The 14,813-nt window shown below is 68.8% G+C and carries 11 protein-coding genes and 2 pseudogenes; 6 read left to right on the top strand and 7 right to left on the bottom strand.

From position 1 onward, the window contains the following. The 3 genes and pseudogenes from tap to D9V36_RS02890 form a co-directional block, all read right to left on the bottom strand. Positions 1 to 2,118: a telomere-associated protein Tap gene (tap, locus tag D9V36_RS02900; RefSeq protein WP_129292352.1), complete on the bottom strand. Its 2,118-nt coding sequence runs from the start codon at positions 2,116 to 2,118 to the stop codon at positions 1 to 3. Positions 2,119 to 2,176: 58 nt separating this feature from the next. Beyond that, a pseudogene (locus D9V36_RS02895) lies at positions 2,177 to 3,378 on the bottom strand (Helicase associated domain protein); the annotation flags it as partial. 142 nt (positions 3,379 to 3,520) lie between these two features. Then, positions 3,521 to 6,472, bottom strand: a complete 2,952-nt coding sequence (locus D9V36_RS02890; RefSeq protein ID WP_241720671.1) for an NACHT domain-containing protein — start codon at positions 6,470 to 6,472, stop codon at positions 3,521 to 3,523. 83 nt (positions 6,473 to 6,555) lie between these two features. Between D9V36_RS02890 and D9V36_RS40645 the strand changes: the two genes are divergently transcribed. The 6 genes and pseudogenes from D9V36_RS40645 (at position 6,556) to D9V36_RS02860 (ending at position 12,618) form a co-directional block, all read left to right on the top strand. Continuing rightward, on the top strand, positions 6,556 to 6,765 hold the full coding sequence (locus D9V36_RS40645; protein ID WP_164992858.1) for a hypothetical protein: 210 nt from the start codon (positions 6,556 to 6,558) through the stop codon (positions 6,763 to 6,765). 233 nt (positions 6,766 to 6,998) lie between these two features. Then, positions 6,999 to 8,153 (top strand): tyrosine-type recombinase/integrase, encoded by a 1,155-nt coding sequence (locus D9V36_RS02880; protein WP_241720670.1) that lies wholly within the window; start codon positions 6,999 to 7,001, stop codon positions 8,151 to 8,153. Continuing rightward, the gene (locus D9V36_RS02875) at positions 8,150 to 8,665 is read left to right on the top strand and encodes a hypothetical protein (protein ID WP_129292351.1); all 516 of its coding nucleotides are present in this window, start codon (positions 8,150 to 8,152) and stop codon (positions 8,663 to 8,665) included. Before D9V36_RS02880 ends, D9V36_RS02875 begins: the two co-directional genes overlap by 4 nt. A gap of 213 nt (positions 8,666 to 8,878) precedes the next feature. Then, entirely contained in the window at positions 8,879 to 10,117 is a 1,239-nt protein-coding gene (locus D9V36_RS02870; protein WP_241720669.1) for an ATP-binding protein, read from the top strand. A gap of 165 nt (positions 10,118 to 10,282) precedes the next feature. After that, positions 10,283 to 11,789, top strand: a pseudogene (locus D9V36_RS02865) (Mu transposase C-terminal domain-containing protein); the annotation flags it as partial. An 85-nt stretch (positions 11,790 to 11,874) separates the two neighbouring features. Then, positions 11,875 to 12,618 carry an ATP-binding protein gene (locus D9V36_RS02860; protein WP_206739585.1) on the top strand — a complete coding sequence of 248 codons (744 nt, stop codon included), beginning with the start codon at positions 11,875 to 11,877 and terminating at the stop codon, positions 12,616 to 12,618. Here the strand turns inward: D9V36_RS02860 and D9V36_RS41355 are convergent. The 4 genes from D9V36_RS41355 to D9V36_RS42960 all read right to left on the bottom strand — a co-directional run. Further along, entirely contained in the window at positions 12,602 to 12,790 is a 189-nt protein-coding gene (locus D9V36_RS41355) for a hypothetical protein (protein ID WP_206739584.1), read from the bottom strand. The two genes, D9V36_RS02860 and D9V36_RS41355, sit on opposite strands and share 17 nt — an antisense overlap. Before the next feature lie 125 nt (positions 12,791 to 12,915). After that, positions 12,916 to 13,233: a hypothetical protein gene (locus tag D9V36_RS40640; protein ID WP_164992841.1), complete on the bottom strand. Its 318-nt coding sequence runs from the start codon at positions 13,231 to 13,233 to the stop codon at positions 12,916 to 12,918. Then, positions 13,230 to 14,321 carry a helicase associated domain-containing protein gene (locus D9V36_RS02850; protein ID WP_431357637.1) on the bottom strand — a complete coding sequence of 364 codons (1,092 nt, stop codon included), beginning with the start codon at positions 14,319 to 14,321 and terminating at the stop codon, positions 13,230 to 13,232. The genes D9V36_RS40640 and D9V36_RS02850 overlap by 4 nt, the downstream gene beginning before the upstream one ends. Before the next feature lie 70 nt (positions 14,322 to 14,391). Further along, the coding region (locus tag D9V36_RS42960; RefSeq protein WP_431357636.1) for a helicase-related protein at positions 14,392 to 14,813 on the bottom strand (422 nt) is incomplete at its 5' end.

Here is a 14,813-nt window from a genome sequence, read left to right as displayed (position 1 = left end):
TTACTCCCCTTCGTCCAGGACGGCGTCGCCGCCCTTGATGTGGCGGGCCGGGTTGAGGTCCTTCTCCATCAGGTCGACCGCCCACAGCATCGACTGGACGCCCTCCAGCTTCGCCAGGCCGGGCGTGGGCCCGAGGCGGAACCCGCCGGGCTGCGGCTTGCCGCTGGCGGCGTACGGCAGGAAGTCCAGCGGGCTCTCTCCCGGCGAGGGATAGACGACGCAGTCGGACAGCACGGCGAGCGGGAACAGGCCCGTCATCCGGGACATGTTCAGCAGCTTGCGGTGCATGTTGACCCGGGCCTTGCTGATGACGGCGGCCCGGATGTCGGGCCGCCAGGTCGGCCGCTCCAGGGCCGGCCACCGCTCCCCCTCCTTGTAGTGCCTGCCCTGCGGGCGCTCCCTGAGCTTGCCGACACCGCCCTTGACCGTGGCCTTGATGGCCGAGAGGACGGCGGCCAAGGCTGGGTCGGCCTGCTTGTGCTGTTCCATCGCGGCGAGGAAGGCGCGGTCGTCCAGGTCCCGGGTGACGCCGAGGTCAGCGAGGGTGTCGACGTACGCCGTCTTGAGCCGGTCGTGCCACGGGTCGAGGTAGGCGCCGGTCTCGCGGCGCAGGTACGCCTCGATCGGGTGCACGTCGTAGCCGAGCTCCTGGGCGTAGGCGACGGTGTGCGTCTGGTACCAGGCCGGGCCCGTCGGCCGGCTGCCGTCCGGGGTGAACGGCGAGGGCAGGCGCGGGTCCAGCTCGATGTGGCTCAGGTCAACCAGCCAGCTCCCGGGGATCTTCGGGTTGAACTTCGGTGCGTGGAAGTGGTCCGGGGCGGACAGGCCGACGACCAGGCGGGCCGCGGCGGCGAGGAAGGCGGTGTTGAGGTCCAGGCCGACCGCGAAGGGCAGCATGCACTCCTCATCGGTGAGCGTGTCCACCGGCCGCACCCACTGGTACGCCTCTTCGTTGAGGAAGCCGCCGGTCCAGCCAGACTGCACGACGACCGGGTGCTCCGGGGTGGCCTCCGGCGGCGCGGGGTCCATCGGCTCCGTGCCCAGCGAGCCAGGGTTGTGGCCGGAAACCCAGTTCCCGGTCTCCGGGTCCTGCACGGCCTTCGTGGGCGGGCGCAGCGCCGTCATCAGCTCCAGGCCGGAGACAGCGGTGGAGCCGCGCGGGGTGATGACCCGCTGGGCGTAGACACCGAGGACGCGGGCGATGTCGGCCGGCGCCATGTCCGCGACGCCGGGCCAGGACCGCTCATCGAGGGCGTCCCACGACAGGATCGCGAGCTGCACGCACTGCCGCTCGCGCCCCTGGGCCTTGCGGTAGATGCGCGCCCACGGGCCGAAACCCCGCTGGGTGAGCTGCCACTTCGCCTTCGCCACCTGCTTGACGACCGGGTGGTCCTCGGGCAGGCGCAGGGAACGGCGCTGCTCGTGGCCTTCCAAGCGCTCCGGCAGCCCCAGCTTCACCGCGGCCGCGGCCGTGAGCACGATCAGCGGGTCGGAGTTCTTGCCGTAGCGGTTGAGCTTCGCGGCACCGAGGCCGGACTCCTTGAGGGTCCACTCGACCAGCTCCGGCACCGTCGTGACCGGGCAGTCGAGCACGATGCCGTCCACGCCGTACGCAGAGCCGTCGCCGTCCAGGACGGCGAGCGGCCCGTGCGGGAAGCGCGGGTCGACGGCGGGCTTCGCCGCCTTCTTCGCTGCCGGGCGCCGCGACGTGGCCGGCAGCGCGGCCGGACGGGTAGGGCGCTCGGGCGCGGTCGGAGCCTGAATTGGTGCGGCGGCAGTCGCCTCCGACTCGGAGGCGGCCGGTCCGGTGAACGTCTCGGGCGCCTCCGGCTCCTGTGCGGTGGCCGGGGCCTGGGAGGCAGGGGCGCTGTGCGGGTACTTCGCCGCCCACCCCTTCAGCAGCCGCTGGTACGCCTCCAGGCGCGGCGACTTCGGCTCGCTCCGGCCGTTCTCCCAGTTCTTCACTGACTGGGTCGTCGTCTTCAACGCGGTCGAGAGGCGGGCCTGTGTGATGCCGGCGGCCTTACGTAGTCGGGCACGCTCTGCCGGAGGCGGGAGGCGCGGCTCCTCGTTCAACAGAGCGTCGACGGACGCGAACAGCTCTTCCTCAGAGGCCATTTCCCTGTACCTTCACGTCAAGACCCAATACCGATTAGCCAAAAACTTATCCCACTTCTTAACCTTCCCGCGCCCATTCCAATCCCAGCGCGGCGAGCGCGGCGAGTTTGTCGACGGTGAGCTTCGCGCGGCGCCCCTTCTCTTGTACTGCGCCAGGGCCGCAACGCCCCGCTCAAAGGCGCTCAGGGCCACCGTGGGCCCCTTCCCGGGCGCCTCCGGCTCCGGTGCGGGCAGCGGCCGGACGCCGAGCCGCTCCAGGCGCTCGCGCTGCCCGTCCATCAGCCCCCGCCAAACGTCGTGCTGACGCTGCTTCGCCAGCCACCGGCCGACGTCCATCCCGTGCACCGTGACCCCGGGCTCCACGTAGGCCAGGGCACTCTGGCTCTCCTCAGACACCATCTCCCGCACCGCCGCGTAACGCCGCTGCCACTCCGCCGACCACTCCACGTTCCAGTCCTCGTCGATCGCCCGCAGCGCCGCCTCCCACTCCGGACGACCCTCCAGCGCACCAGGCCGCCGCAAATTGGACAAACAACTCCCCACCTGCCGGTCCAACGCGGTCGCGGACCTCGGAGCACACAACGTCCAGTGCTCCTCGAAGTACACCCGCGCCGCCGCCAAGTTCTCCTGGAACCGCTCATCCGCCACCGACCACACCATGCCGAGCCGCTCCAGCCGCTGCGCGCGCTGCCCGCTCATCTCCCCCGCCCCGTACGCCCGCCGCTGCTCCGCCACCCACTGCCCAAGGGGTGTCGCTCCCTCCCGGTGTCCGTACGGCACCCTCGCGTTCCCGACCCGCTCGACGTACTCCTTGAGCTTCGCCCAGCCGCGCGCCCAGTCCTGTCGCTCCGTGTCGATCACGTTGAAGCTGACCCAGTCCGCGACCATCACCGGGTCACGCGGAGCCGCAAAACGAAGCAGCATCCGGGTCTCTTCCTCATTATCGCCGGGCGCAGCGCCGATGTACTCGGAAGGCTGCGCAATGTCCTTCTGGGGCTCCTGCGGGATGGCCAACAATTCCACGGCCTCTTCATCGTGAGCCCGCAGACCCTCCAATACCCTCACCAAAGGACGGTACGACCCCGAGGTGAACATATCCTCCGGCACTTCCCCCGGCCGGAGAAATACCGGCACAATCAGAGAGGCCAATTTCCCTTCCCCCGGATTCTGCCGCAAAGCGCGCCCAATAGCCTGCACGATGTCATGCGGCGCGCCCTTCGGGTCCAGCAACGCCACCGAGTCCACGGCCCGGATGTCGATTATCTAGAGGTGAAGACGGTGTAAGCGACGTTTGTTCTGGATTGCGGGAAGTGTACTGGCAGGCGCCATGTGTGCATAGGTCCAGCAGCCTGATGCGTATGCTCGAGAGCGGGCGCTACGCGTGAAACCAGGCTGGGGTGGCTCAGGTGTCGTGTGTCCGGGGGCGTGGGTAGAGGTGGACCGTACCTGGGGGGAATTGATCTAGACCGACGACCTGGTTCGCGAAAGTCAAAGAGATTTGCAGCTTCTTGATCCGTTTTAGGGGGGTGACATCGGTGATGTCAGGCAGTGACGAGCGGCAGTTGATAAAAACATCCTCTAGATTGGGGAAGATTTCCGGCACCCACTCCAATTGTGTATCTGCATCGATGGGCGACAACTGGAGGTAAGTTACTCCTGGCGCTGGGGTGGCCTGTGCGAGGTCGTATTCCGAAATGTAGAGTTTGGTCAGGTTCGGCAGTGCGGAAATTTCTCGCCACTCTGCAGGCGTGGGTGCTGCGTTGATCACGAGTTCTTGAAGTTGCTCCCACTTAGAGATGCCCGCCAGGCGGGTGTTGATCCACCCGGCTAGGCGGAGTGAGATCAAGTTTGATGGTGCAGGCAACTCTCCCAGATTCTCCCACGGTAGGCGGGTGTAGAGAGCGAGTTCGGTGAGTTCGGGCAGTGAAGCCAGGGCGTTGAACGAGAAATTGTCCGGGAGGTTAATCAGTCTCAGATTTGGTAGACGCATCCCCGTAACGTCGTCGATATGGCTGAGCTGTATGCATTCAGATAGGGCGAGTTCTTTTAGGGCGGTGAACCTTCGGACAAATTTCAGATCTCGGAGTAGTTGGCCGGAGTAAATCTGCAGTCTTTCCGTGTGCTCGGGGGAGAGATGCTCGATGATCTCGTCTTCAGTGAACGTTCCTCTGAAGGAGATGTCGGTGATGGGTTTTAGGAGGCGTAGAGCGTTTCTTTGATTTTGGGTCTGCACGGCCAGAGGTAGATGCTCCCTGAAGGGGAGCAGGATGTCCTGGGCGTACTGGTCAGCATCAAAGTGTTCCCAACCATCGAGCAGTTCGTAGCTCACCGAGGAATTAGGCAACGACTGCACGAAGCGTTGGAGGAACGCGTAAGCCTGGTCGCTACCGATGGCGGCGGCAGTCCTTACGACCGGGTCTACTTCATCGCTTTCCAGGCCGTGGGGCCCCGGCAACAGATCCAGGATGCCCGGCCCAAGCGCGACGAGTGTGTCCGCTTCCTCCTGGGACCGGGGAGGCATCAGAGCGCGTGCGTGCTGTTCGACCAGGTTGCGGACATCGGGCTCGATTTCGGTGGCGTAGTACAGGCTGGCGGCCGCCAAGAGGTGAAGCCGAGGCCGGTGCTCGTTATCAGCGTCACCGCGTGAAATGAGACGGCGCAGAAGGTCGGCACTCTCGGCCGGGCGGGCATGGGCGACAGCCATGCGGATGACGTCTTCCCATTGGTCGTCGTGGGCATTGTTGACCAGCAGCGGAAAGTCGTGGGCTTCGATGGCCGCTTTGGCCCCGAGGTAGTCCTGGAAGGTGCGGTGTACGAAGTCGATGGTGTCCATGGTGGGCTGGCGTAGGAGTCCGCTGCGGCCGACTAGGTGGGCCAGAACCTGATCTGCGGTGCCCTGCTCAGCCACGGCCCGCATAGCCGGCAGCGCATCACTGACTAGCGCCAGCGCGGTACCCAAGTCCGTCTCGGTCTGACGGTTGCGGATAAGCCAGTAGGCGAGGCGCTGCAGTAGCTGGATGCTCTGGTGTTCCGTGAGCTGAATGCCTTCCGGCACGTCGATGCTGCGCTCGAGGTCGCGGCGCACGAGCAGCATCGACAGCGCTGCCTCGTAGAGTTCCATTCGGCTGTGCGGCAGATGGCCGCGGCGGTCCCGGTGCAGCGCGCAGATCAACGCACACATCAGGGGCGTACTAGACAACTGCGCCAGGTCACGCTGAGCACGCACTGTCACCTGAAGCGCTGCTTCGAGATCGTGCAACTGTGACCGTTCGGCATCAGTCGCCGCATTCTGCCTGGCGGCACTATGCCACCGGCCGACGAAGACTCCGATGTCGGGGGCGCTCATGGGCCTCACCGACAGCTCGGTGAAGCGCGATGAGGCCAGCCATCCTTCGGGAACAGCTGACGGTCGCGTGGTGACCACGAAACGTGCGTCTCTATATGCGGCCAAGAGTCGCTCGAGCCAGTCCCGCGTGGCACTCCGATGTTCCTGTGGCACCTCGTCGATGCCGTCGACCAGGACAAGTGCCCCGCCTCTGGCGAGTACGTGATCGGCCCAGCCCTCAGGCTGCGAGGCAGCCAGGGGGGCACCGACCGCGGTAAGGAAATGATGCGGCTCCGGAAGGGGCCCGCGCCGCACCAGCGTCCGCAACGGCAGGACGAACGGAATCTGCCCCCGCCAGTCCGCCAGTTCCTCTGGCAGCTCATCGCGCGCCGTGGCGACAGCCAGCCATTGCAGCAGCGTTGTCTTCCCACTGCCAGCGAGCCCTCGCAGAAGAACACGTCGGCAGTTGGCCAACGCGTGCTCGGCACGCTTCACCACGACTGATGGCCGGTCCGCTTCCTCACTGTCTGCAGGCCAGCTGTCCGGTCGCTCCGCCAACTCCAAACTCAAATACGCCGCGTCCAGCGGCCAGCGCGCCCGTTCCGGCCGACTTAGGTCCAGCCCTACGACGGTCAGTTGGGAATGCCGTTCCGCCACATAGCTGAGGTACCGCTCCTCGAACGAAAGCGGTGCTCTCGGGCGCACTGACTTGCGGGAAACGTGCCTGGGCAAGGACTCGCGCACCTGGGGTAGGCGCGCGGCGGCTTCGCGAAGGGCCAGCAGCGGCTCCACATCCGTACCCAGCGCCTTCGCCAGGGCCGCCAGCGTGGCCTCGGTGGGCACCACTTGACCGTTCAGCGCCTGGCTGACCGTTGTCCGCCCCAGCCCTGTCCGCTGCTGCAACCCGCCCATCTGCAGACCCCGCTGCGCCCTGAGGGTGCGCAGCTTCAGCGCGAGTTCCGCCAATGGATCCTCGTGCACGTCCCCCATGTCCTGCTTCTCCGTCCCCGGACGACCGCCTTCGTTCATCTTCGTTCGCCCTGAACCCCGGTGAACACGAAAGCCGCGAAATTTCCCGGAGTCACCGTTGTCGACCGTCCCGGGAAGAAGTCATGAACACCTCACCCATCCACCTGATGCTCCTGGTCCTGCTGCTGGCAGTCGTCGCGCTCTTCTGCACCCTCGTAGGAGCAGCGGCCGGCCTGCTTGCTCGCATCGACGGAGCCACCTACGCTGCCGCCCTGCTGCGAGGCGCCGTAGCCTTCGCGGGCAGCGCCACCCTGTCACTGGCGCTGCTGACCTTCGCCCTCGCGGCGCTGTGAACCGAGGATGCTTTGTCCCACTGCCGCAGGCCAGAGCCTGGCGTCCGCCGTGGCGGGTGCTGTCGGTCGTAGGCGCCGGGACCTGGCCAGGGCTGCCACGTCGACTCCAGGGTCCTTGTTTATCTGGGGGCGCCCAGGGTGTGGGGCACGTAGGGTACGCGCTCCGATCTGGGGTGGAGGAGTGTTCCAGGAAGCCCAGCACCGGCGATCCGGGTGGCGGTTACGTTCGGCACGTGTCTCCTCAGTTCCTCGCGTTCCGGTCGATCTCTGCCGATGGTGGGGTGCGGTGGGTGGTGGTCGATGCCGGCACCTACGTCCTGCACCCGCAAGCCACGGCCTACCTGGCCTCGCTGCGGTCGCGGGGGTGTTCGCCGAACACCGAGCGTGCTTACGCGGGCCGTGTGGCTCTTTACCTGAACTACTGCCAGGACCGGGGCGTCGACTGGGCTGCTCCGCGTCTTCTGGAGCTCGCAGGCCTGCAGCGGTGGCTGATCTCCGAGCCTCTCGCACCGCGTTCTCGCCGGCGGCCGCCGCTCGAGCCGCAGTTCCGCTCGCCCGGGACGGCGAACGCGGTGATGACCGTGGTCAGCAGCTTCCTCCGGTTCGGCGCCGTGCACGGCTGGGTCACGCCGCAGACGGTGGCGATGCTGTCAGAGCCGAAGCAACTGTTCCATCTGCCCCCGGGCTACGACCCGGGCGAGGCGGGCCAGCTGCGGACCGTGGCGGCGGCCGCGTTCCGCTTCGCGCTGACCGATCCGGGCTATCAGGACCTCAGCCTGGAGCAGATCGCCGCGATGATCGCTCTGGCGGGGCGGGCCCGGGACCGGTTCCTGATCGCGCTGCTGGCGTGTACCGGGCTGCGGATCGGCGAGGCGCTGGGGCTGCGCCGCGGCGACATGCACCTGCTGGCCTCGTCCCGCCTGCTGGGCTGCGGCACCGACGGCCCGCATCTTCACGTTCACCGCCGCACGGACAATCCCAACGGCGCGCTGGCCAAGTCCCGCCGCTCCCGCACCGTCCCGGTCACCGCCGACCTGGTCGCCCCCTACGCCGACTACCAGTACGAACGCGACACCGTCGGCCCGGCGGCCGACAGCGAGATGGTGTTCGTCAATCTTTTCCGCGCGCCCCTTGGACGCGCAATGTCCTATCCCAACGCCAAGGACCTCTTTGACCGCCTGGCCCGCGCCGCCACCCACCCCTTCCGCCCTCACATGCTGCGCCACTCCGCCGCCACAGCCTGGCTGCGAGGCGGTGTGGACCGCGATGTGGTCCAGCGCCTGCTGGGGCATGCCTCACCGCTGTCGATGGAGCGCTACCGGCATGTCGACGACAGCGAGACCCGCCAGGCCGTCGAACGCGTCCAGGCCCTGCGGGAGCACTCATGAGCCTGGAGCTTCGTGTGCCGGCGCCCGCAGGCGCGCCGGACCACATCGCCTGGGACACCGGGGCTTGGAGTGCCTGGCTTCAGGACCGCATCGACCCGGGCTGGCGGGCGGGGGAGTGGGACATACGGCACTGGCTGTTCACCGGCGACCTCGACGACCCGCGTACCTCCTCCTCTACCTGCCGGACCCGGCACTGCGATCTCATCGTCAACAGCCGCAACATCTTCTGCTCGCTGTGCGCCGAGCATCTGAAGGACTCCGACCTGGAGACGGACGAGTTCGCCGTGACCCACCAGCCGGTGCGCGAGCGAAGCGCCCGCGGCATGGTGACGGCCCGGTGCTCAATCACCCGTGGCGGCGTGCAGTGCGTGCGTCCCCGCCACTGCAAGGGCATGTGCTGCACCCACTACAACGCCTGGAAGTACCACGCTGCGATGTGCCGGGTTGGTGTCAGCGGATGGGCGTCAGTGACGGTATGTCAGACCGGTGCGTTGTCGCTGGTCGGGTGTTGAGGAAGGGCATGGTCACTGTCGTGGGGCGGTGCATACGACGGCCACGGCTGTCATGGGGTGGTACACCCCGCCCCGTGTTGCTGTCTCGAGAACGGTACTTCTGATCCTTCCGAGGGCTGCGCGGCTGCACCGTGGTGGGCGTTGATGTCTGCGGCGGGAGGTCATTCGGTGGGGGAGCCGGGCGTGTGGGGTGAGGTGACGGCGGGGCTGAGGGTGTCCAGACCGGTGCTGGTTGCGCGGCTGCTGGAACTCGATGCGGCCGGGGCGTTGGCGACGGCCCACGTGCGTGCGGGCGCCCAGGTCGCTGGGGTGAGTGTCCGCACGGTGTGGCGCTGGCTGGATGCGGCGCGCACGGACGGCCGCGTGGAGCGCAGGCCGCGGTCCCGGCTGGAGCTGTCCGACCAGGCGTGGGAGGTGCTGGCGCAGGCGGGCGGGAACGTGGCGGTGCTGCACCGGCACCTGAAGGAGGCCGCGGGAGAGGTGCCTTCGCTGGCGTCGTTGTACCGGGTGGTGCACCGGGACCTTCAGGCCGGCAGGGTTCTGCCGGACCGTGCGGTGGTGCGGCGGGAGCGGGAGGAGCGGCGAACGCGGCAGGCGCTGGCTGACCTTGCTCTGGCTGGGCCGCGTGAGGGTGGTGCGGCGGAGGTAGCTGCGCGCCGGCCACCGCGCTCCAAGTCGACGGCGGCGTCCGCAGTGCCGGTGGGGGAGAGCGGTGTGTTGGTGGGTGTGGTGTTGCCGGCGGGAGCGCGGCTGGTGCGGACGTCGTCGGTGCGGGCGGTGGCCGAGGCGGTCGGGCAGGCGATGGCGGTTCAGGGCGCGGTGTGTGTGTTCGGTGACCCGGGCCGAGGCAAGACCGTCGCCGTGCGGATGGCGCTCCACGAAGTGCCTCCGGGCTGGAAGGTGACGTGGGTGCCGGTGCCGGTGCGCCCGTCGGTGGCCGGCATGCGGCGGGCGGTGTTCGACGCTCTGGCGCTGCCGGGCCGCTTCCCGCACACCTCTGCGCTGGTCGACGCCGCGGTGGCGGGGGCTCTGGGCGAGGCGCGGGTGCTGGTGGTCGATGAGGCGCAGCGCCTGCCCGTGCCGTGCCTGGAGTACCTGCAGAGCCTGTGGGACCACCCCGATACGCGGGTCACGCTGGTGCTGTGCGGAGCGGGCAGCGAGAGGGCGCTGTCCCGGCTGCCGCAGCTGGCATCGCGGATCGGTGCGTGGCAGGAGGTTCCACGCCTGACCGGAGCGGAAGTGGCGACCGTGGTGACCGGCTTCCATCCACTGTGGCGCACCGTCCCGGCCCCGGACCTGAGGTGGATCGACCAGTCGTGCGCGCACGGCACATTCCGCACGTGGGCCGCTTTGACCGCGCACCTGCAGAACGCGCTGCTCACCACCGCTGAGGCAGCCACCGACCGGGCCTTGCTGAGGCGGCTGTTCCAGCGGGTCGCGCCGCCGCTGTGACGGGAGCGCTCCCGCACGGATGGGAGGGCGACTACCTGCTCCCGGCCACCGGCAAGCACACGATGTCCCGCCCGGGTGAGGGGAGCTGGCATGGAGGACGGTGACGCGGTCCGCGCAGGCGGCGGACTGCCTGCGGCGTCGAGGACGGCGCTGCGCGGTCCGGCCGTGCGGCGGCTGCTCACACTGCGGGCAGGGAAGACGCTGACAGCAGGGCACGTGCGGGTGGCCGCAGACGCGCTGGGAGTGTCGGAGCGCACGGTGTGGCGCTGGCTGGCTGCCGCTCAGAGTGATGAGACCGCGGCCGCCTACCCCGGCGCACGGTCCCGGGCCGATGCGAGGTTCACGATCACGCCCGAAGTCCGTGGACTGTTGGCGTTGTGGAAGGGGAACGTGAGGGCGGTTCATCGCGAGCTGGTCCTGCGTGCCGCTCGGCAGTCCCCGCCTGCCGACGCGCCGTCGCTGACGACGCTGCACCGGGCGATCCGCCGTGATCTGTCGCCGGGGGAGCGGGCCGGGCTCGCGGGTGGTGAGCGGGCGGCTCGTAAGCACGATGTGTTTCTGGCCCGGCCGCGGGGCTGGCGGAACCAGGTGTGGGAGACCGACCACATGCAGGCCCCAGTGCTGGTCGACGTCGAGGGCAGGGCTCGCAGGCCGTGGATCACCTGGTTCACCGACTGCGCCACCAACGCGATCACCGGTGCCGCGGTGACGCCGGTGCATCCGTCGCGGGAGTCGGTGCTGGCCGCGCTGCGCTCCGCGGTCTTGCGGGAGGACCCCTACGGCCCGTTCGGCGGCTTGCCGGAGAAGGTACGTGTCGACCGCGGCAAGGACTTCCTGTCCCGGACGGTGACCGCCGCGTTCGATCTGCTGGACGTGACGGTGGAGGACCTGCCCGCCTACACCCCGCACCTCAAGGGCACTGTGGAGGGGCTGAACCGGGCAGTGGAGAGCATGTTCCTGGCCGCGCTGCCCGGCTACGCCCGCCTGCCGCGACCCGGAAAACGCTCTTCCCGCCCGAAGGACGAGGTGCTGCTCGGCTTCGAGGACTTCACTGCCCGTCTGCTCGCCTGGATGCTGTGGTGGAACACCGAACACCAGCCCGCGCCGTTGCGGGGCAGGACCCCGCTTGAGGCGTGGCAGGACGATCCCACCCCGCTACGGGACGTGGCCGCGGCGGATCTGTGGACGTTCACCCTGGAGGACGCCGGCACCCGCACGCTGACGACCCGCGGCATCCGCTTCAGGAAACGTGACTATGCGGGGCCGTGGATGACCGGTCAGTCCGGGATCCAGGTCCGGATCCGCTTCATGCCCCACCACGACCACCGCATCGAGGTCTACCACGCGGCCACCGGCCGCTACCTCGGTCCCGCGGACCTGGCCGACCAGGCCACCGAGGAACAGGTCAGTGCTGTACGGCGGGCACGGGCCGCCCGCGCCCGCCGCCTGAAGAAGGACCTGGAGGGTTCACAGCGCGAGCGCTACGCAGCCGTGAACCAGCCCGAGGCCCCCCAGCGGCTCGGCACCCTGACCACCGCGCAGGCCGAGGCCGAGCTCGCCCAGGCCGCCGGCACTGACCTGTCCGATCTGGCGATGCCGGACCTCATCCCGCCCGCCGCGCCTCCAGCCGACTGGCGCACCCCGCCATCCCTCGTCACCCGGACCGCGCCCGGCCGGCCTGCTCCCGTCCCATCCGAACCTGCCCCCGGGCGTGTACCCGGATCGACCGCTCAGACCACTGAAGACGGAGATGCCTCGTGACCGCGGCCACCTACCAGTACGTCGACCTGCCCGACGCCTCCGTGGTCACCACCCGCGCCCTGCTCACCGCGCGGGAGAACATCGGCGATACGGTCGCCGCCCGCGCGATGATGTGTATCCACGGCGGTGCCGGCTTCGGTAAGACGCTCGCCGTCAACACCTGCTTGCGTGCACTCGAGCCGGGCGAGGACGTCCGCAAGATCACCTTCCGGGCCCGTCCCACCGCCCGAGCGGTGCGCTACGAGCTGTTCACCGCGCTCGATCTGGCCGGCGAGCCGCCGCGCCACCCCAGCGAATTCGACCGTCTGCTGAAGACCGCTCTGGCCGAGCGCCCCCGTACTTTCCTCGTCGACGAAGCACAGTGGCTCAACGGGGAGGCCTTCGAGTACTTCCGCTACCTGTGGGACGAGCCCTCCACCCAGCTGGCGATCATCTTCGTCGGCGGTGAGGGCTGCCACACCGTGCTGCGCCGCGAACCGATGCTCTCTTCCCGCATCTTCATCTGGCAGCATTTCACCCGCCTCACCCCCGACGAGGTCCTTGACGTCATCCCGCTGTTCCACCCGATCTGGGCCGATGCCGATCCCGACGACATCACCTTCGCCGACAGCCACGCCGCACACGGCAACTTCCGCGCCTGGGCCCAGCTGACCGCACACACCCGCACCGCCCTGGCACGCACCGGCCGTCCCCGCGTGGATCAGGAACTGCTGCGCTGGGCCTTCAGCCGCCTTGGCTGACCACCACACCGTCATGCTTCTCGCCGCGCGGCCGCCGTCCGTCATCATGGTCATCGACCGCGATGACGACGTCATCCACACCCACACCGCCCTGGCCGCCCACCATCCGCCGTCCGGCCGGATCACTCTGCACCCGGGCCCAGGCACCACCAGCGAGACCGGCCTCGCCCACGACCTTCTCGCCGCCCTGAGAAAACCGCCCCTACTCCCGGGCCGCTTCCCCGCCGGGCATCAGCCTGGGAAGCCGCTGTCGCCTGAGCTCCCCAGCGATGTCGTCCACACCGAGCTGCTCGGTACTCATCCAATCTCCTCCTCGGGGCGGGCGGGGTGGGCAAGGTCCGCGAGCGCAGCCGCGATCTCGGCCTTGCGCCACGTGTGCGGGGAGTCGTGATGCAGGCCAGCCTCCTCGGCCATGCGCAGCAGTTCCGCCTTGGGACGACGCTGCAGAGTGCGCGCCAGCTCGCCGGCCCGCCGGACTCGCGTGGCGCGCACGACGAGGGCCTCAAGCTCTTCGTCGGACAGGACAGGCCTCCCCTCCTTCGGAGGGGAGGGGAACCGGAGGGGCATCAGGCCCCGCCAGCGCACGGGCGGTTCGTCGGGCTGCTCGGTGCTCATGCCGCCCACTCCAGCCCGAGCGCGGAGAGCGCGGCCAGCTTGTCAGCGGTGAGCTTGGCGCGGCGGGTCTTGCTGTTAGACAAAAACACCCCGAGCTTGACCTCCGTCCCGTCCTCCAGCCGCTCTACGTGCCTCCTGGAGACCGTCACAGACCCCGTGCGGGCCTTGTACTGCGCCAGGGCCGCAACGCCCCGCTCAAAGGCGCTCAGGGCCACCGTGGGCCCCTTCCCGGGCGCCTCCGGCTCCGGTGCGGGCAGCGGCCGGACGCCGAGCCGCTCCAGGCGCTCGCGCTGCCCGTCCATCAGCCCCCGCCAAACGTCGTGCTGACGCTGCTTCGCCAGCCACCGGCCGACGTCCATCCCGTGCACCGTGACCCCGGGCTCCACGTAGGCCAGGGCACTCTGGCTCTCCTCAGACACCATCTCCCGCACCGCCGCGTAACGCCGCTGCCACTCCGCCGACCACTCCACGTTCCAGTCCTCGTCGATCGCCCGCAGCGCCGCCTCCCACTCCGGACGACCCTCCAGCGCACCAGGCCGCCGCAAATTGGACAACCAACTCCCCACCTGCCGGTCCAGGGCCACGGCGGACCTCGGAGCACACAACGTCCAGTGCTCCTCGAAGTACACCCGCGCCGCCGCCAGGTTCTCCTCGAACCGCTCGTCCGCGATCGACCAGACCATGCCCAGCTTCTCCAGCCGCTCCGCCCGCTTGCCGGTCATCTGCCCGGCGCCGAAGGCCCGTCGCTGCTCCGCCACCCAGGTCCCCAGCGGAAACGCGCCCTCCCGGTGCTCGTACGGAACCCGGGCGTGATGCTCACGCTCCGTGAACGCCTTGAGCTTCGCCCACCCGCGCCCCCAGTCCTGCCGCTCGATGTCGATCACATTGAAGCTGACCCAGTCCGCGACCATCACCGGGTCCCGCGGAGCGGCAAAGCGGAGCAGCAGACGAGTTTCTTCCTCATCATCCTCCGGCTTCGATCCGATGTACTGGGACGGCTGCGCAACGTCCTTCTGCGGCTCCTGCGGGATGGCCAGCAATTCCACGGCCTCTTCATCGTGAGCCCGCAGACCCTCCAATACCTTCACCAAAGGCCGGTACGATCCCGAGGTGAACATGTCTCCGGCTTTTCCCCCGGCTGGAGAAATACCGGCACGATCAAAGAGGCCAATTTCCCTTCCCCGGCTTCTGCCGCAGAGCGCGCCCAATGGCCTGCACGATGTCGTGCGGCGCGCCCTTGGGGTCCAAGATCGCGACGGAGTCCACGGCCCGGATGTCCACGCCCTCACCCAACACCCTGCAGTTCGACAACACCGCGCGCCGGGCGGTCGACCCGAACTCACCCAGCACGCCCCGCCGGCGCTCCGGGACGTGCTCGCCGCACAGCCAGTCCGCCCAGACCTTCGCCGGGTACTTCTCCGGCTGGTCCGCGTACAGCCGCTTGGCCACCCGCTCCAGACCCTCCGCGTACGCCGCGGCCTCTATCGTCCGGTGATGGAACGTGATGCACGTCTGCAGCCGGTGCTGCGCCATCGTGTGCAGCAGCGCCGCCTGCAGCGCCCCGAGCCGCTGCCCGCGCA

This window comes from Streptomyces lydicus, from assembly GCF_004125265.1.
Taxonomy (GTDB): domain Bacteria; phylum Actinomycetota; class Actinomycetes; order Streptomycetales; family Streptomycetaceae; genus Streptomyces; species Streptomyces lydicus_C.
The sequence above is the reverse complement of the archived record's forward strand: the minus strand, read 5'-3'. Positions and strand labels throughout refer to the sequence as shown.

What these genes read in the sequence shown, in the direction of transcription:
- D9V36_RS40645 (WP_164992858.1), top strand. Translation starts at nt 6,556, where the DNA reads ATGAACACCTCACCCATCCACCTGATGCTCCTGGTCCTGCTGCTGGCA.
- D9V36_RS40640 (WP_164992841.1), bottom strand. Translation starts at nt 13,233, where the DNA reads ATGAGCACCGAGCAGCCCGACGAACCGCCCGTGCGCTGGCGGGGCCTG.
- D9V36_RS02875 (WP_129292351.1), top strand. Translation starts at nt 8,150, where the DNA reads ATGAGCCTGGAGCTTCGTGTGCCGGCGCCCGCAGGCGCGCCGGACCAC.
- tap (WP_129292352.1), bottom strand. Translation starts at nt 2,118, where the DNA reads ATGGCCTCTGAGGAAGAGCTGTTCGCGTCCGTCGACGCTCTGTTGAAC.
- D9V36_RS02890 (WP_241720671.1), bottom strand. Translation starts at nt 6,472, where the DNA reads ATGAACGAAGGCGGTCGTCCGGGGACGGAGAAGCAGGACATGGGGGAC.